The sequence below is a fragment of the Providencia sp. PROV109 genome (assembly GCF_033681625.1).
GTDB lineage: Bacteria > Pseudomonadota > Gammaproteobacteria > Enterobacterales > Enterobacteriaceae > Providencia > Providencia hangzhouensis.
The window spans coordinates 2,156,223-2,180,074 of sequence record NZ_CP096320.1 but is presented as its reverse complement, the minus strand read 5'-3'; the positions used below and the strand labels follow the sequence as shown (position 1 = coordinate 2,180,074).

General features: G+C 36.2%; 22 protein-coding genes and 2 pseudogenes. 7 read left to right on the top strand and 17 right to left on the bottom strand.

Going from position 1 to position 23,852, the window contains the following annotated elements; translation table 11 throughout:
- Nucleotides 1-375: 375 nt before the first annotated feature.
- Together M1F25_RS10085 and M1F25_RS10080 are read left to right on the top strand one after the other, a co-directional pair.
- The gene (locus M1F25_RS10085; RefSeq protein ID WP_135536280.1) at nucleotides 376-1,629 is read left to right on the top strand and encodes an IS256 family transposase; all 1,254 of its coding nucleotides are present in this window, start codon (nucleotides 376-378) and stop codon (nucleotides 1,627-1,629) included.
- 36 nt (nucleotides 1,630-1,665) lie between these two features.
- Nucleotides 1,666-1,878: pseudogene (locus M1F25_RS10080) on the top strand (DUF5339 family protein); the annotation flags it as partial.
- Nucleotides 1,879-1,931: 53 nt separating this feature from the next.
- Here M1F25_RS10080 and M1F25_RS10075 read toward each other — a convergent pair.
- The 8 genes and pseudogenes from M1F25_RS10075 to M1F25_RS10040 form a co-directional block, all read right to left on the bottom strand.
- Nucleotides 1,932-2,369 (bottom strand): universal stress protein, encoded by a 438-nt coding sequence (locus M1F25_RS10075; protein WP_004263984.1) that lies wholly within the window; start codon nucleotides 2,367-2,369, stop codon nucleotides 1,932-1,934.
- A 168-nt stretch (nucleotides 2,370-2,537) separates the two neighbouring features.
- Complete coding sequence (locus tag M1F25_RS10070) at nucleotides 2,538-2,873, bottom strand: hypothetical protein (protein ID WP_004263981.1); 336 nt, start codon at nucleotides 2,871-2,873, stop codon at nucleotides 2,538-2,540.
- 125 nt (nucleotides 2,874-2,998) lie between these two features.
- Nucleotides 2,999-3,427, bottom strand: coding sequence for a universal stress protein (locus M1F25_RS10065; RefSeq protein ID WP_004263978.1), 429 nt, complete (start codon nucleotides 3,425-3,427; stop codon nucleotides 2,999-3,001).
- A 114-nt stretch (nucleotides 3,428-3,541) separates the two neighbouring features.
- Nucleotides 3,542-3,978 (bottom strand): annotated as a pseudogene (locus tag M1F25_RS10060) (glyoxalase).
- Between the two features lie 80 nt (nucleotides 3,979-4,058).
- Nucleotides 4,059-4,988, bottom strand: a complete 930-nt coding sequence (locus M1F25_RS10055) for a Gfo/Idh/MocA family protein (protein ID WP_181489639.1) — start codon at nucleotides 4,986-4,988, stop codon at nucleotides 4,059-4,061.
- A gap of 329 nt (nucleotides 4,989-5,317) precedes the next feature.
- Nucleotides 5,318-6,097, bottom strand: a complete 780-nt coding sequence (locus tag M1F25_RS10050) for a YaeF family permuted papain-like enzyme (protein WP_004263971.1) — start codon at nucleotides 6,095-6,097, stop codon at nucleotides 5,318-5,320.
- 223 nt (nucleotides 6,098-6,320) lie between these two features.
- Entirely contained in the window at nucleotides 6,321-6,509 is a 189-nt protein-coding gene (gene sra / locus M1F25_RS10045; RefSeq protein ID WP_004263968.1) for a stationary-phase-induced ribosome-associated protein, read from the bottom strand.
- 255 nt (nucleotides 6,510-6,764) lie between these two features.
- Nucleotides 6,765-7,106: a hypothetical protein gene (locus tag M1F25_RS10040; protein WP_180311987.1), complete on the bottom strand. Its 342-nt coding sequence runs from the start codon at nucleotides 7,104-7,106 to the stop codon at nucleotides 6,765-6,767.
- A 356-nt stretch (nucleotides 7,107-7,462) separates the two neighbouring features.
- Here M1F25_RS10040 and M1F25_RS10035 point away from each other — a divergent pair, with 356 nt between their 5' ends.
- The 3 genes from M1F25_RS10035 (at nucleotide 7,463) to catA (ending at nucleotide 9,557) form a co-directional block, all read left to right on the top strand.
- Complete coding sequence (locus tag M1F25_RS10035; RefSeq protein WP_096863984.1) at nucleotides 7,463-8,158, top strand: aspartate/glutamate racemase family protein; 696 nt, start codon at nucleotides 7,463-7,465, stop codon at nucleotides 8,156-8,158.
- 324 nt (nucleotides 8,159-8,482) lie between these two features.
- The gene (locus M1F25_RS10030) at nucleotides 8,483-8,725 is read left to right on the top strand and encodes a helix-turn-helix domain-containing protein (RefSeq protein WP_004263957.1); all 243 of its coding nucleotides are present in this window, start codon (nucleotides 8,483-8,485) and stop codon (nucleotides 8,723-8,725) included.
- 190 nt (nucleotides 8,726-8,915) lie between these two features.
- The gene (catA, locus tag M1F25_RS10025) at nucleotides 8,916-9,557 is read left to right on the top strand and encodes a type A chloramphenicol O-acetyltransferase (RefSeq protein ID WP_181489638.1); all 642 of its coding nucleotides are present in this window, start codon (nucleotides 8,916-8,918) and stop codon (nucleotides 9,555-9,557) included.
- Between the two features lie 85 nt (nucleotides 9,558-9,642).
- Here catA and M1F25_RS10020 read toward each other — a convergent pair whose 3' ends face one another.
- The 3 genes from M1F25_RS10020 to M1F25_RS10010 form a co-directional block, all read right to left on the bottom strand.
- Nucleotides 9,643-9,783, bottom strand: a complete 141-nt coding sequence (locus M1F25_RS10020; RefSeq protein WP_004263953.1) for a hypothetical protein — start codon at nucleotides 9,781-9,783, stop codon at nucleotides 9,643-9,645.
- A 228-nt stretch (nucleotides 9,784-10,011) separates the two neighbouring features.
- Nucleotides 10,012-10,935, bottom strand: coding sequence for a nucleoside hydrolase (locus M1F25_RS10015; RefSeq protein WP_181489637.1), 924 nt, complete (start codon nucleotides 10,933-10,935; stop codon nucleotides 10,012-10,014).
- Between the two features lie 23 nt (nucleotides 10,936-10,958).
- Nucleotides 10,959-12,146, bottom strand: coding sequence for a NupC/NupG family nucleoside CNT transporter (locus tag M1F25_RS10010; protein WP_232368743.1), 1,188 nt, complete (start codon nucleotides 12,144-12,146; stop codon nucleotides 10,959-10,961).
- Nucleotides 12,147-13,374: 1,228 nt separating this feature from the next.
- Here M1F25_RS10010 and ttcA point away from each other — a divergent pair.
- On the top strand, nucleotides 13,375-14,289 hold the full coding sequence (gene ttcA, locus M1F25_RS10005; RefSeq protein WP_004263945.1) for a tRNA 2-thiocytidine(32) synthetase TtcA: 915 nt from the start codon (nucleotides 13,375-13,377) through the stop codon (nucleotides 14,287-14,289).
- A gap of 260 nt (nucleotides 14,290-14,549) precedes the next feature.
- On the opposite strand, the gene zntB is transcribed toward ttcA, so the two are convergent.
- Together zntB and M1F25_RS09995 are read right to left on the bottom strand one after the other, a co-directional pair.
- Nucleotides 14,550-15,533, bottom strand: a complete 984-nt coding sequence (gene zntB / locus M1F25_RS10000; RefSeq protein WP_004263941.1) for a zinc transporter ZntB — start codon at nucleotides 15,531-15,533, stop codon at nucleotides 14,550-14,552.
- 346 nt (nucleotides 15,534-15,879) lie between these two features.
- Nucleotides 15,880-17,502 (bottom strand): peptide ABC transporter substrate-binding protein, encoded by a 1,623-nt coding sequence (locus tag M1F25_RS09995; RefSeq protein ID WP_181489635.1) that lies wholly within the window; start codon nucleotides 17,500-17,502, stop codon nucleotides 15,880-15,882.
- A 722-nt stretch (nucleotides 17,503-18,224) separates the two neighbouring features.
- Here M1F25_RS09995 and tpx point away from each other — a divergent pair.
- Nucleotides 18,225-18,728 carry a thiol peroxidase gene (gene tpx / locus M1F25_RS09990; protein WP_004263934.1) on the top strand — a complete coding sequence of 168 codons (504 nt, stop codon included), beginning with the start codon at nucleotides 18,225-18,227 and terminating at the stop codon, nucleotides 18,726-18,728.
- A 79-nt stretch (nucleotides 18,729-18,807) separates the two neighbouring features.
- Here tpx and M1F25_RS09985 read toward each other — a convergent pair whose 3' ends face one another.
- From M1F25_RS09985 to M1F25_RS09970, 4 genes are all read right to left on the bottom strand, one after another.
- Nucleotides 18,808-19,182 (bottom strand): ATP-binding protein, encoded by a 375-nt coding sequence (locus M1F25_RS09985; protein ID WP_094961776.1) that lies wholly within the window; start codon nucleotides 19,180-19,182, stop codon nucleotides 18,808-18,810.
- Between the two features lie 325 nt (nucleotides 19,183-19,507).
- Nucleotides 19,508-21,067 carry a transcriptional regulator TyrR gene (gene tyrR / locus M1F25_RS09980; RefSeq protein ID WP_144141657.1) on the bottom strand — a complete coding sequence of 520 codons (1,560 nt, stop codon included), beginning with the start codon at nucleotides 21,065-21,067 and terminating at the stop codon, nucleotides 19,508-19,510.
- Nucleotides 21,068-21,306: 239 nt separating this feature from the next.
- Entirely contained in the window at nucleotides 21,307-22,362 is a 1,056-nt protein-coding gene (locus tag M1F25_RS09975; RefSeq protein WP_181489634.1) for a YcjF family protein, read from the bottom strand.
- A complete protein-coding gene (locus tag M1F25_RS09970; protein ID WP_181489633.1) occupies nucleotides 22,359-23,756 on the bottom strand; it encodes a YcjX family protein in 1,398 nt (465 codons plus the stop codon). The genes M1F25_RS09975 and M1F25_RS09970 overlap by 4 nt, the downstream gene beginning before the upstream one ends.
- Between the last annotated feature and the right edge of the window lie 96 nt (nucleotides 23,757-23,852).

Genomic DNA, 23,852 nt, shown 5'->3' with positions numbered 1-23,852 from the left:
TTTTACATTGCACTCAGTCAAGAATGATTATCATTTGTGTTTTGCAAATTATGCTATTACCGCGAGTTACTAACAGGAATACTCTCAATATGCAGTAAAAATTTATCAATTAAAAACATTCACGTGTTCGAGTGATGCGTTTTTGAATATGGGATGTTATTCTGACGATATTATGAATTTTAAAAGCGAAAATATGATGAAAAAAACTCTTCCAATTGCATTTAGCCTTTTAATGGCTTTCGCTGCATTTAATGCAAATGCAGGTGCTACCTGTGATACGAGCTATAGTCATTTGTGGTGTATGAGGGGAAAAGAGGGTGGCGTATCCTGTTGATTGTTTCCTCCAAGAAATAATTAACAGTAGAGCGATACGCCATGACAAATATTACCCTGAATGTTCTTTCACAACCAGATGAAACTGGCACTGATGTGCTAACTGCTTTATTGCGTAATGGTGCTCGTCAGCTCATTGCGCAAGCAGTTGAAGTAGAGCTGCAGCAACTGCTGCAAGCTCATGAAGAACTGCGTTTACCCGATGGCCGCAAAGCTGTGGTGCGTAACGGCTATTTGCCTGAGCGCAGCATCCAAACGGGCATTGGCGATGTTGATATCAAGGTGCCAAAAGTGCGTGATCGTAGCGGCTCTGGTATTCGTTTTACCAGCGCACTGCTACCGCCATACCTCAAGCGTGCCCGCAGCGTTGAAGAGTTATTACCGTGGCTGTATCTCAAAGGTATTTCCACTGGAGACTACCAAGAAGCCCTTGCAGCCTTGCTGGGTGAGAATGCCAAAGGTCTGTCAGCTAACACCATTTCCAGGCTCAAGGAACGCTGGATTGATGAGCACCGAGAGTGGCGACAGCGCGATTTGAGTGACAAGCGCTACGCGTACCTTTGGGTTGACGGTATTTACAGCAACGTCCGCCTCGATGACCGTTTGTGCTTGCTGGTGGTGATGGGCGTGACAGAGCATGGCCGCAAGGAACTGATTGCTGTTGAAGAAGGCTATCGCGAGTCCGAAGCCAGCTGGCTTGAGCTGCTGAATGGCCTGGTTGCGCGTGGGCTTACGACCTGCCCAAAGCTGGCAACAGCTGACGGCGCTCTGGGCTTCTGGAAGGCTCTGAGCAAAGTATACCCGCAGACCAAACAGCAACGTTGCTGGGTGCATAAGACGGCCAATGTGCTCAACAAACTGCCCAAGGCAGTGCAACCCAAAGTAAAAGAAGCACTGCATGATATCTGGATGGCAGAGACGCGTGAGAAGGCTCATAAAGCCTTTGATATAGCGCTGGAAAGGTTTACTGCTAAGTACCCACGCGCAATGGAATGCTTAGCTAAAGACCGTGAGAGCATGTTGGCTTTCTACGATTTTCCAGCAGAACATTGGGTGAGTATACGCACCACCAACCCAATTGAATCTGCCTTCGCTACAGTACGTTTAAGAACCAGCAAAACCCGCAACTGCGGTTCAAGAAACACAACCCTAGCAATGGTTTATAAATTGCTGCAATCAGCGCAGAAGCGCTGGAACCGCCTGAAAGGATTTCAACTGCTAACCCTCGTGGTCAATAACGTTAAATTCCAAGACGGCGAACAAGTAATGGAGCAGTCAGACAGGAAAACCGCCTGATGCTCGTACACCAGATTTGACCATAACTCCTGTGATACTTATTTCAAAGAAATGAACGACCTGGTTAAGCAAGCTGAAGAACAATATAAAGATGAAGCCAATGCAGGTGAACAAATTGCATTAATGAAGTCACAATTAGAGGAAGCGAAAAAAGCCCTTGCTAGCTACCCTGATGATGCACAAGAGCAAGCTTGTAGCCAAGCACTTAAAGCAATTGAGCAAGCCAAAGAAGCGGTTAAAACCCCCTAGATTTGTTCGCTTTTAATAGACAAAAAATAGCCTGCTGAGCAGGCTATTTTATTTTATCGAACCACAAGAACCGAAATCTTAGCATAGGAAACAATCCCAGAAGCATTTGAACCTAATAAATGCGTTGAAATACTTGGATTGCGTGAGCCGATAACAATAAGATCAGCATCAATAGCTTCAGCTTCTGATAAAACTTTGTCTCTTGGTGAACCAAACTCAACCTTATAAGAGATTTTGTCTGACGGATAATCAATTTTTTCAATAATTTCTTTTAACTGTTCTTCTGAACGTTCAAGTGCTTTTTTAGCAAATGAGGACAATAAATCATAATGATAACTGTAGCTCATTGAAAATCTTGAAACATCCGGAACTGAGTGAAATAAGTGAATTTTCGCATCTGAAATTTTTGCTAAATAAATAGCATGTTTTAATGCATTATCTGTTAGTACATCTTCAGATATATCCACAGGAACCAAAATTGTTTTATACATATGATGCCCCTTATTAGTTATGTTTACATTTTTATTCAAGCTGTATTATTGTGTATTTTTACAACTTGGTTATTAGGCGTAGCGGGTGAATATTGTCCTTTTACTCTTCTAAGTATAGTCTTACTACACTAAAAAAAGCTGTGAAGCCCCTTACTATTACAACAAAAATTATTCTTCTAAATGCCATTTATGCAAAACGCGATGAATAAAAGGAGTTACGATTAATCCAATACTGATAATAAAAACGCTTTGTAAAAATAGACCATAAATAGCAATAAAGAAACGACCTCCTCGTGTAATAGGAGCCGGCTCAATAGCTTGTCCACTCAACATAGACAACGCATTAAGCATTGACTCAACAACTGAGTGACCTTCAATAAAATAAAAACCAACTATACCGGGTAATAAGCCAAGAAAAAAAATCAAAAGTGCGAGTAAATAAAAACGCAAAACTCTCAGAACAAAGTGTTCAACACGCAGTAATTCTTGCGAAAACTTTTCCATATTGACTCAAACTCACCTTGTTATAAGTAAGATCAATTAACTTGAGTACTAAAATTAATTAAATTGGCAATATAAATAATCAAATAACAAAGAACCCACCCGATGAGCAGGTTCTTCTCTAATTATTAACGTACAACCAGTACTGATGTTTCCGCGTAGCGCACTATTCCCGCGGCTGTTGACCCTAAAAGATGAGTTGTAATATTTGGACGACGAGAACCAATAACAATAATATCTGCATTAATGTCTTTTGCTGTATTAATCACTTCATCTCGCGGGGAACCAAACGTTATAGTATAACTAACATCATCATGAGGTAAGTCAATTGAATCCATTAACATTTTCATGTCTTCTTCCGCTTTCACCGTCGCACGGTCTTTGATTTCCATGTAACCTAAGGCGTACGCATTAATAATTGCTGAAGAAATGGGTAAAACATGAATAAGATGAATTTTAGCACCGGATTGCTTTGCAAGATTAACCGCGTGACGGACTGCTTTACTGGTTAATTCATCTTCTGTTAAGTCGATAGGGACCAGAATCGTTTTATACATAACCCCTCCTAAAATAGTTAAAATGAAGTTCTACAACAAAATTATAAACAATTACTAATAAATGTCTCTTATCCACAAAGATAAATGAGATCTCTAACTACAAATAAAAACAAGCTATTCCCTTAGCCATGGCGTTACAGTTAAACCAACTAACATACCTTCAGGACTTAATAACCTTGTGACTGTTTGCCCCCAAGGTTCCATTCGGTTATTAACTAATAAGACATAACCTTCTTTAAGGCAAATTTTTGTAATTTTTTCAATGTCTGAAACCTCAAACTCCATCCAGCTTTGCGGAGTAGGTATGCTTTTAGGCCATTCACCTTGACCAAAACACGATTGAGCGGCTTGCTCTATAGGCCAAAGTGCAAAATGTTTGACACCTTCTAGCCCTTCTTGCTCACAAGTTAAATATTGGCTCCCTTCTTCAATTGGTTTTAAAGGTAGCTTTAACAACTCAAGATAAAAAGAGTGACTTTTTTATAATCTGTAACTATTGGTCCAAATCCTGCAACAAACAATACATCAGAGCTATCTTGTAAATGTATCATCTCGCGTTCCTATAAAGTAATGAGATACTAAAAATTTACTGTTTAATAAAATAGATAATGACTTTTAACATAGAAGATAATTAATCACTGATTGTATTCGCTGTAGATATCATCTTTTCAACCATTCTTTGAGCCTTCAAGCCCTCTTCGCCACTGACCAACGGTTGAGTTTGATTTGAAACAGAATCAATAAAATGGCGAATTGCACCATCAAAGCCGCGTTGAACTAAAATCGAATCCCAATTAGCCGGTTTTCTCTCGCTAATCCCAATGGCATTTTCGCTCCACCAATGGTTCATATTGGTTATTTGGTGAATACTGTCTTCAGCCACCACAATAAGTTGCTCTTGTTGGCTTCCTGCTTTGCGATGCATCGATGTTGTTAGCCAACTTTGGCCAGCTTGCATATGGTGCTCTGCATAAAATAGCTCACCAGCATTTGTGTTATGAATACTACCACTGATTAATTCTACATTTTTTTGCGCTATCCACATTACAGTATCAACAACATGCAAATAATCATCTAATAACGTAAATCTAGCGTCATTCGGCCCTACGCTGTTCATACGGTGCTTATCCATACGAATAGACGTGATATTTTTAATATCCTGTTTAACTGCCAAATAAAATGGCGAGAAGCGGCGGTTAAACCCAACCATTAACATTTTCTGGCGTCGCGCTGCAAACTCAATTAATTGCTCGGATTGTTCAATTAATTCAGTCAATGGCTTATCAACATAGATATGGACGTTTGCCTCTAATAGCCGCTTGATTACTTCAAAATGGCTTTTCGTCGCACTATGAACAAAAATAGCATCACATTGCTGTGCTAGTGCGTCAATATTGCTAAACAGGGGGATTCGATAACTATCACAAACTAATTTTGCCTTTGATTGATTAGGAGAAAAAGCGCCAACTAACTCCCAATTTTCTTCTTTCGTTAAAACCGGTAAATACGCTTTTTGTGCAATAGAACCTAAGCCAACTACACCTAACTTTAATTTTCGCATCGTAAACACGCCTATTAATGATTAATCTGAGCAAGAATAATCTCATTAATATCAATTAAAAAATTTTTTTTGGAGTAATAACGTAATTTTAATTAGAAATAAATATACAACATTTTGTTTTTTATAAATAAAAAATAAAATCAAGTGAAGAATGAGAATGAGTAACTACATAAAAAAAAGGTTGATTTCTTAAATGAGAATGGTTATCTTTTACTTCGTGAATACTTGAGTAAATCACTCAGGTTTATCACAAACGACATTGCTCACATTGCTTCCAGTTTAGCAGGCCAACTTTATATGTTGGCCTTTTTTTTGTTTAAAATTACACACTATTTTCTGCGTATTGCACTACTAAAGCTCCATGATTTCAAATGCCCAACATACGCTAGACGCTGGGTTGGCATGAAAGTTGGCACATCACCTGTACGCATATGTAATATATCCGCAGGTGTTATCCACGATGAGTTACCTTCAAATAAGGGAATACCTGCATATTTATAAGCATCGAGGACAAACTGTGAACAAAAGAAACCATTAGCTTGGTCTATATCATCGCCTAATTGAACTTTAGCTAAAGTTTTTAAGCAAAAATTACGTATCGTTTCACCAATTAATGGAAGCTCACATACCCTTTTTGTGATCATCCAAGGCGCTATCATCACAATACCTTTATAATTATATTTATTTCCATTATTTTGAACTGAAAACTCGCGTAATTTTTCTGCATGCAATGATGTTAAGCCTGTTTGCCTCAGCACTACCATGTTGTTAGAGTCTCTCACTGCTTGGTCTAATGTAATGATCCTAACGCCACTTCCAACAGACTCAGCTACTTCCCCCAACCCCAAGTAAATAGATGCGTGACTTACCCCACTAATACTAAATAACCGAATTCCCCATGAATTTAACCCTGTAGCAGAAGATAAAAGAATATCGCCTGGCAACATGTCAGAAACCGCCAACGGCTCAACAGAATCCTTGATAGGAATCGTGTTTGCGTGTTGAATATTAAAATTTAAGCGATTAGTTTCTTCATCTGATTTGAATTGAGTTGAACACCCTGAAAGAGAAAAACAAAATAAAAATAGCAGGAAACAATAAAATTTCATTCAATAACACCCGATAGTCATCTTTCTTTTTAGTTTTTAATTAATGAAGATAATATCGCTTAATCTATTTTATGACTACTGTTTATTTCTATAATAGAAGAGTTAGAATATTACTCATATGAGTGGTGCATATTGAAATGAGCTAACGTAATCTAATGAAAAATTAGTTTTAACAACTTAAATTTAACCCTCTAGTAAACACTAGAGGGTTACATACATTCAATTAACTAATAACATATTCTGGGTAAAAAACGGTTACTGAATGATATGTCTTCTTTTCTGTCGCTTTATTCTTTTGTACTGCAACTGTAGTATTATCTTTAGAACCAAGCGAAACACGTATGTTTTTTTTAGAGCGACTTAATTTATAAGGCATACCTAATAAACGACGTGCATTATTATTACTAACCATTATCGACTCCTTAAACTACTAAATTAAAATTCATTAAAAAATGAACATCAAAAAATATAGTCATCGTTGACCACAAAGGCTTTCTTGTTTCATAAAATGACAAAACAAAATGTAACTCTTTTAGTATAGCACTAAATCACCAATATATAATCCAGTTTTATTTATTAATTTCTATCAGTTATCATTTTGCTGGTTACAGCTCTTCATAAAATAATCAAATTATAGTGCGTTAAAAATATTAGCATACGTCGTTCCCTACTCAAGTGGTGAGGCAGGACTTGAGCATTTATCATTCCAAATTTGGTTAACCTGTTCAGGCAATAATATTTCATGTCCTCCATCAATAAATGGAATTGAAATATCCATGCGACCTTCATCATTAGTATAAGCTTTAACAATAAAACGCTTAAATCCGTCAGGCTTATCATTTTTATATCGATAAACCTCCCCACAAACATAACCTACCTTACCATTATCTGCAGTGTAACGAGAAAAATGATATTCAATATTTCTAAACTTTGCTGCTTGTGGGTACGCTAGAACGTCATAAACATTCTTTTTCACTTGCTCAACTAAACTTAATTGAGTTGGTTTCATATATAGTGCTCCTAACAAAAATGCAGCACCAAAAATGAGTATCGCAATGATTACTTTGAAAAAATTCATTTTTATTCTCGCCATATATGACCAACTTTTTAGAAAAAATATTTTTTACGATGATAACCAGATATCAATTAAAATCCATCTTTAAAACGTAAATGTTCTTATATTTATCCTTTTTTAATTTAAAATATGTTAAATATAAAAACCCTTCAAAAAGTAATGTTAAGTTGTGTTTAATATTACAACTGTTTTTTACTTTTAATCATCTAGAAAATTTTTCTCATACTATTGTGTTCTTTTAGAAACTATCAGTATAGTAAGGAAAACATTACAATAATAGGAACTAAAAAATGAAAACAATAGGCCTTATTGGCGGCATGAGTTGGGAATCAACGTTACTTTACTATCAACAGCTTAACGAAGGTATCAAACAACAACTAGGTGGCCTGCATTCGGCTAAAATTGTTTTATATAGCGTTGATTTTTCTGAAATAGAACAATATCAATCTAGCGGGCGATGGGATTTAGCCGGCCAGTGTTTAGCTGATGCAGGAGAGAGTTTAAAGCTTGCAGGTGCTGATTTCCTTGTTCTTTGCACAAATACCATGCATAAAGTTGCACCACAAATTGAATCTCAAACAGGTCTTCCTTTATTACATATTGCTGATGCGACGGGTGAACGCATTATACAATCAGGTATAAAAAAAATTGGACTCCTAGGTACCGCTTTTACTATGGAGCAACCCTTCTATAAGCAAAGATTAATTGAAAAATTTAACGTGGATGTACTAATACCTAACCAGCAAGATAGGAAAATAGTTCATAATATTATCTATAATGAACTATGTTTAGGGATAATAAATGACAAATCTAAAAAAGAATATCAGCGTATAATGGCATCCCTTGTAGAAAACGGGGCTGAAGGTATTATTTTAGGCTGTACCGAGATAACATTACTAGTTAATCAGAATGATACGACCGTAGGAATATTTGATACTACTGCCATTCATGCTCAAAAAACAGTAGAAGTCGCACTATCTGTTTAACCAACATTAAATCCTTTCTTTAGTAACTATTGTTAAATATAGTCATTGTTAAAGAATAGTATCAAAATTAACATATTATCTAGTGCAAAATTTCATTTAATACTATTAAAAAGAATTTTGCACCCATTAAACTTCATCTTTAGATCATAATGTATAATAATATCTTTCCCTGTTGTTAATTATACCTGAGCTAATCTTATAAATATCATTTATACTTATTCACCTTAGTTCATCTATCTTAAATTTACAGATTATTACCCATTGAATATTAATTTTCTTCTAAGATAATAAAAAAATTTATTATCGAATTGACAATGGATCACTATGAATAAAAATAATGTTGGTAATGCCGTGTTGGGCAAATTTATTAAACAAAAACGTATAGAGCATCAAATTACGACAAAAAAAATGGCAGAATTAATATCTATCTCTGAAAAGTCATACATAAAATATGAAGATGGGAGCCTTTCCATATTCATTGAACATCTTATGGTAATATCTAACACATTGAATGTAGATGTTAAAACATTATTTGATACCTACGTCAACGCACAACCATGTACATAAGTATATTTCACTATCGTGCAAATTGTGCTTTACATTGAAAGAGTAAGGTATAGGCCTCAACAAGCAAAAATAAGCTAGATAACATACAAATATAACTTCGACACGAGATAAGAAATCACTATGAGCCAATCAAAAGCGGAGAAACCTCCCTTCTAATATCAGTAACATTAACTTATTAGAAGGGAAAATTATGAATTATACTAAATTTAATATAGAGACATGGTTACGTAGAGAACATTACAATATTTACGAAAAAACCATAAATTGTGGGTTTAGTTTAACAACTAAGATAGATATCACAAGCCTAAAAAGATATATAGATTCAAATGGTTATGGATTTTATCCATCAGTGATTTATTTATTATCACGGGTAGTTAATACCTATAAAGAATTTAGGTTTGCAAAAAAAAATGATGAACTAATTTTATGGGATGAAGTGCACCCTAGTTTTACTATCTTCCACAAAGATACCGAAACTTTTTCTTCATTATGGTGCAAGTATTCTTCAGAAATAACAACATTTATGGAGAACTACCACCAGCAATTAACGTTGCATAAAGATAATCTCGATTTGCACCCTCAACCACAGCAAGTTGAAAATGTCTTCTATGTGTCATCTTTGCCTTGGGTTTCATTCGACAGTTTTAATCTAAATATTGCAGATATTACTAATGTTTTTACCCCGATTTTCACTTTGGGAAAATACTATAGTGAGAATAATAAAATGTGGCTTCCTCTAGCTGTACAAGTGCATCATGCAGTTTGTGATGGCTTCCATGTAGGTCAGTTTTTAACTACTTTACAAAAGCTATGTGACGAATTAACCCATTAGCCTAGATTACTCTCAGTCATGAAGGAAGCTAGCCTTCCTTCATTTATAGGAAATTAACCTCGTTAAATGGATACTCTCATCATCTTTAATTCAAAAATAATAAGCTTATGTAAATGGCATCTCCAATAGCGTCACTTTGAATAAGATATTCCGTTGGAGTAATCACCATTTTAATGGTGTTGGCGAGTAAAGAAAAAATCAATTCAATAGGATCAGTTGCAGGCATGTTTCCTCCATATTTTTCTATACATTAAGTTCTCATTGGCGCTTATACAATAAGATAAAGGCTATAGCGAAGACACTATCCCCTAACAGATTTTCATCTTTTGATAAATCTCACTGATTAAAATTTAAGCATGGAATAATCATAACTTAAAAAACTGGGCCATTACCTATGGTAAGCTCCATTATATTGAATAATTATCAACCAAGGCTCTAGTTGGTACTCTTTAGCTCAAAGAGTTATAATACGTTCTGTAATTAAAGATATTAATTTCGATGTATCAACGTCAGTAATAATTTTGCATTTAGCTTCATTATACTTAGCTTTTGGGTCATGATTAATGGAGGTAGATGTGTAAGCAAAACTATGACCGAATAATTTATTAGACTCATATTCGATAGTAATTGAACCGTCAACACCTGAAAAAATTTCAGGTTTAATGAGGTATGCAATAACGCAGGGATCATGGAGAAATGGGTCAAACTCTGCATATCTTCGACACATTTCTGCAACAGTCTGAGCGATAAGGCCACCTTTTTCCAAAGGACTACACAAACCAGCCCTTATATCAGCCTTACTTGTTACATCCAAACCAAGCATAGTAATATGGCGTGCACTATCAAAAACGATATGAGCAGCATGAGGATCCACATAAAAATTAAACTCAGCAGCTGGCGTTATATTCCCCTGTGTAAATGCAGCTCCGCCCATGACTACAATGTCTTTTACATTATCAACTAATTTTGGTTCTTTGATGATAGCGACGGCTATATTAGTAAGAGATGCTATTGTGCATAATGTTATTTCACCTGGGTTTGACATTACCGTATCAATAATAAAATCTACGGCGTGACCAGAATAATTTGGATAATCTGATGCGGGAAGCAATACTCCAGCTAGACCATCAGTACCATGAACATGAGTTTTACTCCCACTTTTGGACATTAGTGGACGCTCACAACCTTTTGCTAGAGGAATATCCTGCCTATTTGCTAACGCAAGTAATTGTCGTGCATTATTGTGAACCTTTTCTAATTCTACATTACCTGCAACTGTGGTTATGCCTATTAATTCTATTTCTGGAGAAGCTAAGGCTAAAAAAATGGCCACAGCATCATCTACACCAGGATCACAATCAATTATTATTTTGTTCATTCTATTACTCCTTGATTTATATGTTATACAAAAATACCAACAATAGTCGCTGATAAACAACTGACTAAAGTTGAGCCAACAATCAATCTAAAACTATTTGATGCGATCATTTTTCCATGTTCTCGGCTTATACTTGTAACGCAACCGATAATCATTCCGATAGAGCCAAAATTTGCAAATGATATTAAAAATACGGACATAATTGCATCCGTTCGTGGTGTAATGCTTGTTAATTTCATATAGTCAATCATAGCAACAAACTCATTCGATAAAATTTTAGTCGCAATAATTGTTCCAAAAGTAACACTTTCATCCCATGAACTACCCAAAATGAAAGCTAAAGGTGAAAAAATATAACCAAGAATTCCTTGAAAACTAATTCCTAAAATATTTAAAAAAACATCATTCAGCATACTAATTAAGGCGACAAAACCGATAATTATGGGAACAATTGCAAGAATAAGCTTAAAGGCATCCTGCATGTGATCTGTCAATACCTCAAAAAATGAGCCCCTTTCACCTTTATTTGCCCCCAAAGGACAAGTTGTGATATTTGTGGGTTCACTTGGATTAATAATAGAAACAATAATAAAAGTACTAAAAAAATTGAGACTAACACCAATAAAAACATAGCGTGGCTCAACCATTTGTGTATATGCGCCTAGCAATGCAATATCTACTGTTGAGATAGTACATGCAGCAATAGTATACATCTGTGCTTTAGATAGCCTTGGAATGTAATCTTTAATTGATACATAAGCAGGCATCATTCCGACTATCACAGCGCTAATAGCGGCAAAAGACTCTAATTTTCCAACTTTAGATATTTTGTTAATTAGAAAGCCTATAGTATTAATAATTAAATCTAGCGCACCGATATATTTAAATATTCCAATTATAGAGCAAATAAAAATCAAAGGTAAAAGAGCTACAACAACAAAAACCATAGAAGTTTTACTGCTTATATCTCCAAAAACAAAATCAATCCCCTTATTAGCATAATTAATTATATAATGAATACCTGATGCTATACCGTCAAGAGTAGCAAGCCCAATGGTAGTATTTAGCATGGTAGACGCGACAATAATCTCCAATGTTAACAATGTTAGTATCGATGGAAGTTTATGTTTTATGTTTTTTTTACTAAAACTAAGCAAATATGCTATAAGAAAAACAAAAATTAGACTAAAAAAGAATATAAGGTATTTCATAAATATCACCATGTTAATAGATTTTAATTATGATTAGTTGATTTAATGTCTCCTTAACCCACTAATTAAAAGCAAAAAAATAATTTTTAATTTCAATATATATGACCTTGCTTAAAGGTACGATTTTAAGCATTTACATTCAATTTATAATTATATTTATAGTTCAAGCGCCAAACACCCAGGAACATAATAATTCAAATAAACTCTCGTAGTTTTTATTTTTAAACATATAATTCTTAAAATGTGAATCATGTCGCACTTGTAAGCCATGCTTAAAATAAAGCTTTTTCTTTTCACAAATAACTCAGAGCGTTAGTTATCTTATAATTTTTTCAATATCTTATTGTTATTAAGCGTTAATTTCTAATGGTCCTACAATTATACATTCACTCTATCTCGCTCTCTTTACCACTGCACTGGAAAACTGGCTAAGTTTAAATAGAAGAATATGTTCTATCTAAATATTATAAACATAGGCTTTATAATGCCCATATAATTCTTACCGTGATTAACAATTTATTAAGTTACTAAAATTCCTAGTGACTACTAAAAATATAAAATAGCCAGTGGGATAAATATTTATTACTTATCTACCCTGCTTATACTAAATAAGAATAAGAAAGACTCAATACAGCTATATTATTTTAGCTCAAAAATATATACTTTAGCCCCTAAAAAATGGAAAGTAATAATTGAAAAATTTATTGGTTCTGTATCTAGGCATAAAAACAATAGTATTGTTAACTCACATCTGAATAAGGCAGCTATAATTAGATTTTCTGACCTAAAACTTGCAGATGTCATGATGAAAAAGCTCAAATACTCAAGGGACATTGGGTTTCATGCACGAAAATTTATATTGCAGTAAATACGTTAAAACACTCAATATTATTAATGAAGAAACACACGAATGCTTAGTGATTTTGGTTGATACATCATTGCAGGCTAAAATATCATCAGAGCACTTGAAAGTTTAAATCAGCTTCCACCGGAGGCATATCGTCAACAGTTAGAAAACTCTATGTTTGTGTGTCTCTATTAAAGTGGGGGGACACCAATTTTCACCTATTTTACCGAACTGGTATCACTCTTCCCTCATGTTCTGCTATCATGAGCCTCTTTTTATAACTCTCGCTGATTAGGCTTTAAGCATAAAACAATAATAATTTAAAAACCAAATGTACAATTATCCATCAGCAACATAAACCCCAGTAGCAGAACCTATAGAATGACGACCAATAAAGAACAGTACAACTTAAATAAGTTGCAAAAAAGAATTCGCCGCGATGTTGGCCAAGCAATCGCTGACTTTAATATGATTGAAGACGGTGACCGGATAATGGTTTGCTTATCTGGAGGTAAAGATAGTTACACACTACTTTCCATCCTGCAAAGCTTGCAAAAAAGTGCCCCAATCCAGTTCTCATTAATTGCGGTTAATTTAGATCAAAAGCAACCCGGGTTCCCTGAGCATATCTTACCTGCATACCTTGATAAACTTGGTGTAGAGTACAAAATTGTTGAAGAAAATACCTATGGGATCGTAAAAGAAAAAATTCCTGAAGGGAAAACAACCTGTTCACTGTGCTCGCGTTTACGTCGTGGAATTTTGTATCGTACGGCTACTGAATTAGGAGCAACTAAAATTGCTCTTGGTCACCACCGTGATGATATTTTACAGACTATGTTCTTGAATATGTTTTACGGTGGTAAGTTAAAAGGTATGCCCCCTAAATTGATGAGTGATGACGGAAAACACATTGTCATTCGCCCGCTCGCTTACTGTCGAGAAAAAGATATAGAACGCTTTGCGCAGGCTAAAGATTTTCCAATTATTCCATGTAACCTATGTGGTTCTCAACCAAACCTGCAACGTCAAGTTATTAAAGAGATGCTACGTGATTGGGATAAGCGCTATCCCGGCCGTATCGAAACAATGTTCCGTGCTACTCAAAATATTGTACCGTCTCATTTATGTGATACCGAATTATTTGACTTCAAAAATATTTCTCATGGAGATGAAGTTATCAATGGCGGAGATCTTGCGTTTGACAAAGAGGAGCTACCGCTTCAACCTTTTATAGATGAAGATGATAAGCCCGACTTTACAGCAGAACGCCTTGATATTATTGAAGTTAAATAAACATTTATTAATAACCTCCTCGTATGGAGGTTATTTTTGCTCGGATTAGATGCAAAAAAAAGCCGATGTAAAATACATCGGCATTACAGTGGTCAATTATTCTGTATAAGAACTCAATATGAGAAAAACTACAATTATGGAGCACAACGTTCATCGCTCAACGTTGCATTCACCTGCAGGACTAATACTGCACTAAAACCTCAGTAGTTTTATTGATTTATCTCAAACTAGGTCCGGTTATCGCAAATAAGTCATCAATATTAGAGCCATCGGCTTTTTCTTAACCACCACAAAACGGTTCCAATTAAAACGGCTAATAAAACACAAAATACACTAAAGGCAAAACGGAACTCATTACCAGGGATCCCGCCTAAATTCACACCAAACAGCCCCGTTAAAAAAGTTGTTGGTAGGAATATCATGGCCATTAATGACATTGTATAAATGCGCCGATTCATCATCTCAGTCATCATATTCGTTATCTCGTCAGAAATAATCGCTGTACGTGCAATAAAACCATCGAGATCTTCAATACAACGTCCTAATCGGTCAGAAATCTCTTGAATTCGACGACGATTAGTTTCATCTAACCAAAGCAATTTTTCTGTTGTTAAACGGGAAAACATATCTCGCTGTGGAGCCATATAACGGCGTATCACAATAATTTGTTTACGAAGTAATGCTAATTCCCCTCTCTCAGGAATTTGGCTATTTAATATGAAATCTTCCATATCAATTAAACGCTCATGCAAAGAATCCGTAAAATCACTTATTTCATCTGTAATAGAATCAGCAACCTCAACTAACCAGTCACCTGTACTTTGGGCCCCGACTCCCTGCTTTAAATCATCAATAATAGAATCTAAGGAATTTACTTTTCGATGACGACTAGAAATAATTATCCGATTATTAATAAATACCCTAAACGCAACTAATTGCTCAGGCCGCTGGCCAGCATTGGTATTTAATGTTTGCAATGTTAATAAAATACCATCGCCAACACGAATCAATCGCCAACGTCCTGAATGCCCAGATAAAGCAGACTTAACTTGGTCATTAAAGAGATCTGATTGCTGAATCCAATTAAAACTTTGTGGGTCCTTATAATCATAATGAAGCCAAAACGGTGATTGCTGGTTTGCGCTAGCATTCACGTCGATAGGAAGTAACCCACCGTCTCCATTTAACTGAAATGCATGTACAGGATTTGAATTTTGGAATAAAGAACCATAAATCAGTCCCATGCAATATCTCCCTTTTATAATCAATACGGTATTTTTAGTCGAATAGTGACATATTTGTCATTATTTCAAGAATCGTTCTCACGATACATAAAATAACAAAAAAAAGATTGAGATTAATATCTCATAAAAACAGACAATTTCCCATAAATCACAAAATATCGCCATTTTTGCTAAATAACACTACATAATTGACACAAACGAGCAATAAAGTTCATGATGATTTTTTTATTATGAAAAGGTAGTGTTTATTCCTTTTTTGGTCCTCCTTCCCATTCTCCAGAGGAAGGAGCTTTTTTTCTTTCCTTTAGAAAAAGCAGCCCGTACCTTGCACAGGCTGTATCCTATTTTAATGTTTAATGATATAAAAACTGTGGCTATAAGCGACATCTTCGGGGTTGTTTATCGGGTACCCCTTCAGCCAAGGCTTAATTAAGCGTGCATTGGTATATTGGTAAATAGGCGCGATTGGAGCTTCTTTTGCAATGATTGCTTCCGCATTATTATAATAACGGTTGCGTAATTGTGCATTCGTTTCAATACTCGCCGACTCAATAACGCTATCATATGCAGGGTTATTAAATTTTGGTATATTGCCAGTATGTTGAGATGTAAGCAGAGACAAGAATGTTGAAGGCTCATTAAAATCACCTATCCATGATGCACGTATAACATCAAAATTTCCTGTATTGCGGCTATCTATATAAGTTTTCCATTCTTGATTTACTAATTTGACTTCAGCGCCTAATTTTTTCTTCCACATAGAAGCAATTGCAATCGCAATTTTCTGATGATTTTCTGAACTGTTGTACAACAATGTTAATTCTAACGGGTGATTTGGACCAAAACCTGCTTGCTGTAATAACACTTTTGCTTGCTGGTCTAATTCTTTTTGTGAGTAGCTATTGTAAAGCCCTTTTTCAGGTTTAAAGCCATCGGTGACATCGGGAGTAAAATAATTTGCAGGTTTTTCCCCTGTACCTAATACTTTATTAGCAATTAACTGGCGGTCAATCGCCATGGATAAGGCTTTTCTAACACGAACGTCATCCGTCGGTGCGCGTTGGGTATTAAATGCATAGTAATAGGTCCCTAATTGGTCTGGTGTAAAGACTTCATTAGGAATATCTTTCAATAATTTTTGATAGCGTTGTTTTGGAAATGATTCGGTAATATCCAAGTCTCCCGCTAAATAACGATTAGTTGCATGAGACTCTTGGTTAATCGGGACAAAAGTGACTTTAGTTATCACTGTATTTTGATGATCCCAATAATTTTTGTTTGGAACTAAAACAATTTTTTCATTAACCACTCTGTCAGATAAAACAAAAGCGCCATTTCCGACTAAATTACCTACTTTTATCCAGTCATTACCAAACTTTTCAACGGTTCCTTGGTGAACAGGAAATAAACTAAAATTAGCTGCTAATGAAGGGAAATAAGGTACTGGTTTATTTAAAGTAATCTTTAATGTATGCGCATCAACCGCTTCAACACCTAGCTGTTCAACAGGCAGTTTTCCATCAATAATAGCTTGCGCATTGTTAATACCTGCTAATGCTGCAAACCAAGCAAATGGTGATGATGTTACCGGTGAAACCAGTCGTTGCCAGCTATAAACAAAATCTTGAGCCATGACAGGGTCACCATTCGACCAACGACCATCAGTCCTCAGTGTAAATGTCCAAATCCGGTTATCTGTTGTATTCCAATTTTGGGCTACACCTGGGATGGGTTTTCCATGGTCATCCTGGTTAACAAGCCCTTCAAATAAGTCACGCATGACTTGCGCTTCCGTTAACCCCACTGACTTTACCGGGTCCAAAGAAGCCGGCTCGTCTTTTAAATGACGCGTAACTTCTTGGTTTTCAGCTAAAACTGTGCCAGTGGGTATCACCGCACTAATAGCTTGTGTAGTAAAAATAACTGAAGAAATCAAAACAGCTAAAGATGTGAATGAATGTTTATGCATTTTATTTTCTATCTTGTTAGTATAAATAAAGTTAACTAAAAGCCTAGTTAAATGATTTCAAGTGAAGGTGCTATTGTTAGCAATATTACTGCATTTACGTCTTAAGTTTCATTTAGGTAAATTAATTATTGAAACATATTTCCGTATATCCATAAAAAATAATAGATTATAGAGCAAAAACTCACTCAGTTTAGATAATATCAAACAGCGATACACTTGAGTTATTCTGTAGTTTATCTTAATTTATCATATGCTTTCATATTTCAGAAATCTACATTTCTCTTGTAATCAATTGATTTACCTATCTAAATATACACAAACTAATACTCGCATTATACAATAATAGCTATGCCCATATCCTTATCATTTTTCTGATCAGTAAATAATGACTAAAGAAATCAATACAGACAGATTTCCTTTTGTTACACTCCATAAGGCAATTTAAAAAGGTGCATAACAGAAAACGCAAGCATTGAAAAAGCTTAGTTGTTATATAATGATAATGCACCATACCCTAATAAAAAGTATGTAATATTACCTTACTTTGCCCCATGTAGAACTCAAAGTAAGTGATAAGGTTTCTGTATGAAATTTGGTCATTAGTAGAATGTAAAACTCAGCACTGTATAACTACTCATTAAAAAACCTTTAATCGCAAAGATTTTTTATTAGAAGTTAGATTAAGTTAACAGTGAATCACTTTATGAACGGGAGAAAAATTCATGTCGCAAACAGTTAAATTAAAAGGTAATGACATCACAGTTAATGGTGTTTTTTTACAAGCAGGTTCAAAAGCTAAGCCCCTTACCCTTGTCACCAAAGATCTCAGCGAAGCAACGCTGGAAACTTATGAAGGTAAAAGAAAAGTTTTAAATATTTTTCCAAGTGTAGACACTGGCGTATGCGCGGCATCAGTTCGCAAATTTAATAAGCTCGCAAACGAGTTGGACAACACGGTTGTGTTATGCATTTCTGCTGACCTGCCTTTCGCACAAGCACGTTTTTGTGGTGCAGAAGGTTTAGATAATGTCGTTATGCTATCTTCTTTCCGTAGTGATTCATTTGCTAATGACTATGGTGTTGCTATCGCTAGTGGTCCATTAAAAGGCTTAAATGCACGTTCCGTTGTTGTCTTAGATGAAAATAATAACGTTATTTATAGCCAATTAGTCTCTGAAACTACTGAAGAACCTGATTACGACAGTGCATTAAACAGCCTTAAATAAGCTTTTTATATCATTTAACTCACTGTAATTAGTAATGAAGCGGGAATTTTCCGCTTCATTACTCAATATAAAAACCACACTAATCTACGTGAGCCCAGTACAATGGCTGGTGATTCTTCGCATTAACAACATTCGCAAATAACTTATTGTCACTCATTATAGAGATCAAAGTATGAGAAAGCGTACTCAATACTTTTAAGGCTTGATCCTGAGTGACAGGGCAACAAGATGTCAAAATATCAATAATAAGGTCTCGAGGCTTATGGCCATTTTTCACCAATGCCTCCCACGTGAAACGATTTTTCTTCGTTAAATATTTTACTGCGGCTTTATTCATCAGATAAAGTTCAGCAGCTGAGGCAGCAGACTCAAACATATCATTTTTATAATGACTCTGGCTCATGTATTCGCGTAACTTACGATTTACAATGAAATTAATAGTGAATTGGTCCATGGCAACTCCTTGTAGGCTGAAACCCATCAGATGAGATTACGATACCCTAAAACAGTAGCTGTCTTTGTTATATAGCAGGAAAATTCACCAATTAGCAATAGTATTAGTAAGGTTTTGCCATACTAAACACGAGCTAAAAAAGGTACGTCTTTAAAATAACATTGAATTAGTGCCCTATTCTCATAGATTTTACCGACTGTTCGTACTACAGCATCTCGGCAATACTTATTCAAACCGTGGGTCGGTATTGCCGTTGCAATGCCAGAACCACTAAAAAACAAACCTATTGCTGTTAACACATAGGTTATTCTTTTGTTCATTTTAATTAGTTTTGCTCTTTTTTCGTATTGAGACCATATTCTCTTAATTTATTGGCAATTGCCGTATGAGAAATATCCAAGCGTTTAGCTAATTTACGAGTGCTCGGGTAATCACGATACAAGCGCGCTAATACTGACGCTTCATAGCGTTTAGTAATTTCATCTAGCGAACCATTGAGCGAATCTAAAGCCAGTGCGGGAGGATTTACTACATCAGGTAATTGGATATTCTCTGCTTCCAATATATTGCCATTAAGTTGAGTTAACCCTTGATAAAGGGCATTTCTCAGTTGCCTTACATTACCCGGCCAATAATAACTGCTTAAAAATTCGATTAGCGAAGGCGCCAATTTAGGCTCTGCAATATGAAGCTCTTTGGAAAAGCTGGCTACAAATGTCTTGGTTAGCGGTAGAATATCTTCTTTACGTTCACGTAATGGAGGGATGGTTAATGTGAGTACATTTAAACGATAATAAAGGTCCTCTCTGAATTTTTTTTCTGCCACCAATTCAGGTAGATTTTTCTGTGTTGCACAAATTACACGGACATTAACCTTAACTTCTCGTTCCTCGCCAACACGCCTAAATGTTCCATCATTTAAAAAACGTAATAACTTAATTTGCATTTGAGGTGACATTTCAGCAATTTCATCAAGCAATACTGTTCCGCCATTTGCTTGTTCAAAAAAACCTTTTTTACCTTCAACTGCATTTGGATACGCCCCTGCTGCATAACCAAATAATTCACTTTCTACGACATCATCCGGCATCGAAGCACAATTTAAACCTAAAAACGGTTCTTTTCCTCGCGCACTATGCAAATGACAAGCTTTCGCTAAGATATCCTTCCCAGTCCCTGTTTCACCAACGAGTAATAATGGCTCATCCAGCATCGCAACACGTTTAGCCCGTTCAACCACATTTGCCATGACAGGGCTAACAGCAATAATTTGTTCAAAACCACTGCCATCTACCTCAATAACTTGTTTACGTTGCTTATCTAAAATTTCAGCCGATTTCAACAGCAACACAGCTCCTGTACAATGGAGTTTACCATTTTCATCTGCCAAAATAATAGGAGTCACTTGCATCAAATAGTCTTGGCCTTTAATGACGACTTTCTCTGTATAAGCTTCTGGTGACTCTCGTTCAAACCAACGTACCAGCCCTTGGCTACCGACTAACTGAGAAAAGGTTTTTTCTCGAATTTTTGCCTCATCATAACCAAATAATTGCAATGTCATTGGGTTAACCAACTCAATATTTAGCTTATTATCAATGGACAAAACAGGTTCTGGAAATGAGTTTAATAGCGCCCAAACAGCTTTATGCTCTCTTTCTGAAGGCATAAAATAAATTCGGCGAACATCAATAACACCATTGATACGCCGTATTTCTGCCATCAATGTGCTGAATACCTGAAAATCCACAGGTGTAAAATTTAGGTAAATCCTACGTTGAGGAGATATTTCAATACCTTTTAAATCAATATTTTGTAGGACTAAAAGATCAAGTAATTCACGCGTTAAACCGATACGGTCTTGGCAGGTCACTTCGAGGCGCATGGATAGGAACCTTCATCAAAAAAGCCGAGAGAATAAAGGTATTTTAGCCTTAAACATTAAGGGAATACAGTGTTTGTGTCACAAATTGTTGACAGCTTGTAAGCTTCATAGGTATTAACAAATAAAATCACTGCTTTCCTTAATTTTTTAAGGCTTGAAATAACAATAAGCATATTAATCAACAAATGATGCTGCTGAGTGAGTGAAAACTGTCAACTCACTCTGCCAGCGATATTTCTTTACGCTTTATCTTTTTTACTGGGAATAACATTCTTTAATTGGCCAATTAGCTGATGACGAAAATCGGCTAAACGAGGCTTGTTTTCAATCCAAGGTAGTGGTCGGCATAATTCCATCGCCTTAATACCTAAACGTGCAGTTAACAAACCCGCACCAATACCTTGTGCTGCACGTGTTGATAACCGTGCGGTAATGTCTTGAGATAACCAATCCATCCCCACTTCACGAATTAATTCAGATGCACCTGCAAAGGCAATATTAATGAGCACCATACGAAATAGCCGAATTCGGCTGTAATAACCGAGTTCAATACCATAGATTGCCGCGATCCGATTAATTAGACGAATATTTCGCCAAGCAATAAATGCCATATCCACCAGTGCTAACGGGCTCACTGCAATCATAATGGCCGATTCAGCGGAACAACGACTAATTTCTTTACGCGCTTGTTCATCAAGAATGGGCTGAACCATTCGACTATATAATTCAACAACTTCTCTATCATTATGAGAATCATGGAGAGTGGCTTGCCAATTAACAATCGCAGGATGTTGCATTGATAACGCAGATTGTTTTGCCAATTTTTCACAAAAAACCTTTCCTTGCCCCATTCCATGACTGTGCAATAATTCGCGAGCAAAGTCTCGTTCCTCTGCTCGTTCTCTTAAGCGATACAACCGCCGCCATTCACCAACGACTGACCCTACACCCGCCACAACGATTAAACTACCCGCAGCAGCAACACCTAACGCAGTCCAATCTTGTGTTACCCATGATTGGTGGATCCAAACGCCCAGTTGAGCAACGACACTGACCCCAAAAATTCCCGCAGCCGTGCCAACTAACTTTCTCCAAAAACTCCGTTTTGGTTTTAACGCTTCGTTAATCAGGCTTTCAACCTCACCCTCTTGGCTATCTTGTTCTGCTTCCAAAGAAACTGGAGTGAATTTTTCGAGTTCTCGTTCATCAAAAACTTGGGCTTTTTTTAGCGATTCTTTCGTATCATTTTCACTACTTTCAGCGAAATCTAAACGCTGTTTTAAAGGTTCATTCATTTCAGTTTATCTCCCAACAAAAATTCAAGCGCACTGTCCATACGAATATGTGGCAATGGTTGATCCATTGGCGTTGGCCTTGGTCTGAAATCTTCAAATTGAAAACCTTGAGTTTGCCAGAATTGCTCATTTGGCAACCGTTTTGGGACTTCACCAGGATAAAACATTAGCGGTTGTCCATCACTTAACCGATTCCCTTTTAACGCAGGTAATTTTTCACCTTTATAATCCACAAGGCCACTTTCGGTTGCTTGTATTGATGCTAAACCAACACAATCCATGCTGATCCCTTCAAATGCAGCATGCTGCCATGCCTCTTGCACTAATTGTTGCAATAAAGCCACTAAATTTGCATGCTGATCTGGTGTTACATGGTCTGACTTGCTCGCCGCAAAGAGTAATTTATCAATACAAGGTGAAAATAAACGCCTCAATAATGTGCGTTTACCATAATGAAAACTACGCATTAATTGAGTTAACGCCATTCTCATATCATTAAATGCATCAACACCACTATTTAACGGTTGCAAACAATCAACTAAAACAATTTGTCGGTCAAAACGTTGGAAATAATCACGATAAAAACCCTTTACAACATGCTCACAATAATATTGATAGCGTTGCTGTAATACGCCAATATTGGTGTTTTTTCCTGCCTGTGCGAGCTTTTTATCACCATATTTGGCTACATTCGGCCATGGGAAAAATTGGAGTGCGGGTGCTCCTGCTAATTCAGCCGGTAAAACGAAACGACCTGGTTGAATAAAATGTTGCCCTTGGGCCTTGCATTCAACTAAATACTGGGTGTAGGCAGCAGCAATTTCAGCCAGCAAATTTTCGTCAACAGGCGCTAAAGGGTCACATTTTTCACACAATGTCAGCCATGGTTGGGCTAAATGTGCACGCTCTCCCTTTATTAAGGTGTTCATTTGTTCAGACCATGCTAGATAATTTAAATCTAGCATGGGTAAATCCAACAACCATTCGCCGGGATAATCCACAATCTCTAAATATAATGATGAGTTATCGACAAAATGGCGCAAAAAAGAGTCTTCTGAACGGTAATGCAATTTAAGGCGTATTTCACTGACCCCCCGTGTTGGTGTTGGCCATTGCGGTGGTTCCCCATAAAGGGATGCAATACCTTCATCATACGCAAAGCGTGGTACTGACAAATCACGGTGAGGTATCCGTTTCACCCCTAACAACCGCTTATCACGCGCGGCAGAAAATAAAGGGAGCCGTGCGCCCGCATTCACATTCAATAATTGGTTCACCAGTGAAGTAATAAATGCGGTTTTTCCACTACGGCTAAGCCCTGTTACTGCGAGCCTAACATGACGATCAACACTTCTATTCATCAAATCAGTTAATTCACTGTGCAGTCGTTTCATGCTCCTCCCAAGACTTATCCTTTCAATTTAAACTCATTTTACGTCATATTGCGTTCTATAATTTAGCATAAAACAAATTGTATTAGGTTAACCGTT

Excerpts from the sequence above, each read along its gene's own strand:
- M1F25_RS09985 (WP_094961776.1), bottom strand. The coding sequence starts at position 19,182 with ATGGACCAATTCACTATTAATTTCATTGTAAATCGTAAGTTACGCGAA.
- M1F25_RS10040 (WP_180311987.1), bottom strand. The coding sequence starts at position 7,106 with ATGAAACCAACTCAATTAAGTTTAGTTGAGCAAGTGAAAAAGAATGTT.
- M1F25_RS09995 (WP_181489635.1), bottom strand. The coding sequence starts at position 17,502 with ATGCATAAACATTCATTCACATCTTTAGCTGTTTTGATTTCTTCAGTT.
- M1F25_RS10020 (WP_004263953.1), bottom strand. The coding sequence starts at position 9,783 with ATGCCTGCAACTGATCCTATTGAATTGATTTTTTCTTTACTCGCCAAC.
- M1F25_RS10050 (WP_004263971.1), bottom strand. The coding sequence starts at position 6,097 with ATGAAATTTTATTGTTTCCTGCTATTTTTATTTTGTTTTTCTCTTTCA.
- M1F25_RS10015 (WP_181489637.1), bottom strand. The coding sequence starts at position 10,935 with ATGAACAAAATAATAATTGATTGTGATCCTGGTGTAGATGATGCTGTG.
- M1F25_RS10075 (WP_004263984.1), bottom strand. The coding sequence starts at position 2,369 with ATGTATAAAACAATTTTGGTTCCTGTGGATATATCTGAAGATGTACTA.
- M1F25_RS10070 (WP_004263981.1), bottom strand. The coding sequence starts at position 2,873 with ATGGAAAAGTTTTCGCAAGAATTACTGCGTGTTGAACACTTTGTTCTG.
- M1F25_RS10065 (WP_004263978.1), bottom strand. The coding sequence starts at position 3,427 with ATGTATAAAACGATTCTGGTCCCTATCGACTTAACAGAAGATGAATTA.
- tyrR (WP_144141657.1), bottom strand. The coding sequence starts at position 21,067 with ATGCGCCTCGAAGTGACCTGCCAAGACCGTATCGGTTTAACGCGTGAA.
- ttcA (WP_004263945.1), top strand. The coding sequence starts at position 13,375 with ATGACGACCAATAAAGAACAGTACAACTTAAATAAGTTGCAAAAAAGA.
- catA (WP_181489638.1), top strand. The coding sequence starts at position 8,916 with ATGAATTATACTAAATTTAATATAGAGACATGGTTACGTAGAGAACAT.
- M1F25_RS10085 (WP_135536280.1), top strand. The coding sequence starts at position 376 with ATGACAAATATTACCCTGAATGTTCTTTCACAACCAGATGAAACTGGC.
- sra (WP_004263968.1), bottom strand. The coding sequence starts at position 6,509 with ATGGTTAGTAATAATAATGCACGTCGTTTATTAGGTATGCCTTATAAA.
- zntB (WP_004263941.1), bottom strand. The coding sequence starts at position 15,533 with ATGGGACTGATTTATGGTTCTTTATTCCAAAATTCAAATCCTGTACAT.
- M1F25_RS10055 (WP_181489639.1), bottom strand. The coding sequence starts at position 4,988 with ATGCGAAAATTAAAGTTAGGTGTAGTTGGCTTAGGTTCTATTGCACAA.
- M1F25_RS09975 (WP_181489634.1), bottom strand. The coding sequence starts at position 22,362 with ATGAATGAACCTTTAAAACAGCGTTTAGATTTCGCTGAAAGTAGTGAA.
- M1F25_RS10010 (WP_232368743.1), bottom strand. The coding sequence starts at position 12,146 with ATGAAATACCTTATATTCTTTTTTAGTCTAATTTTTGTTTTTCTTATA.
- M1F25_RS10035 (WP_096863984.1), top strand. The coding sequence starts at position 7,463 with ATGAAAACAATAGGCCTTATTGGCGGCATGAGTTGGGAATCAACGTTA.
- M1F25_RS09970 (WP_181489633.1), bottom strand. The coding sequence starts at position 23,756 with ATGAAACGACTGCACAGTGAATTAACTGATTTGATGAATAGAAGTGTT.
- M1F25_RS10030 (WP_004263957.1), top strand. The coding sequence starts at position 8,483 with ATGAATAAAAATAATGTTGGTAATGCCGTGTTGGGCAAATTTATTAAA.
- tpx (WP_004263934.1), top strand. The coding sequence starts at position 18,225 with ATGTCGCAAACAGTTAAATTAAAAGGTAATGACATCACAGTTAATGGT.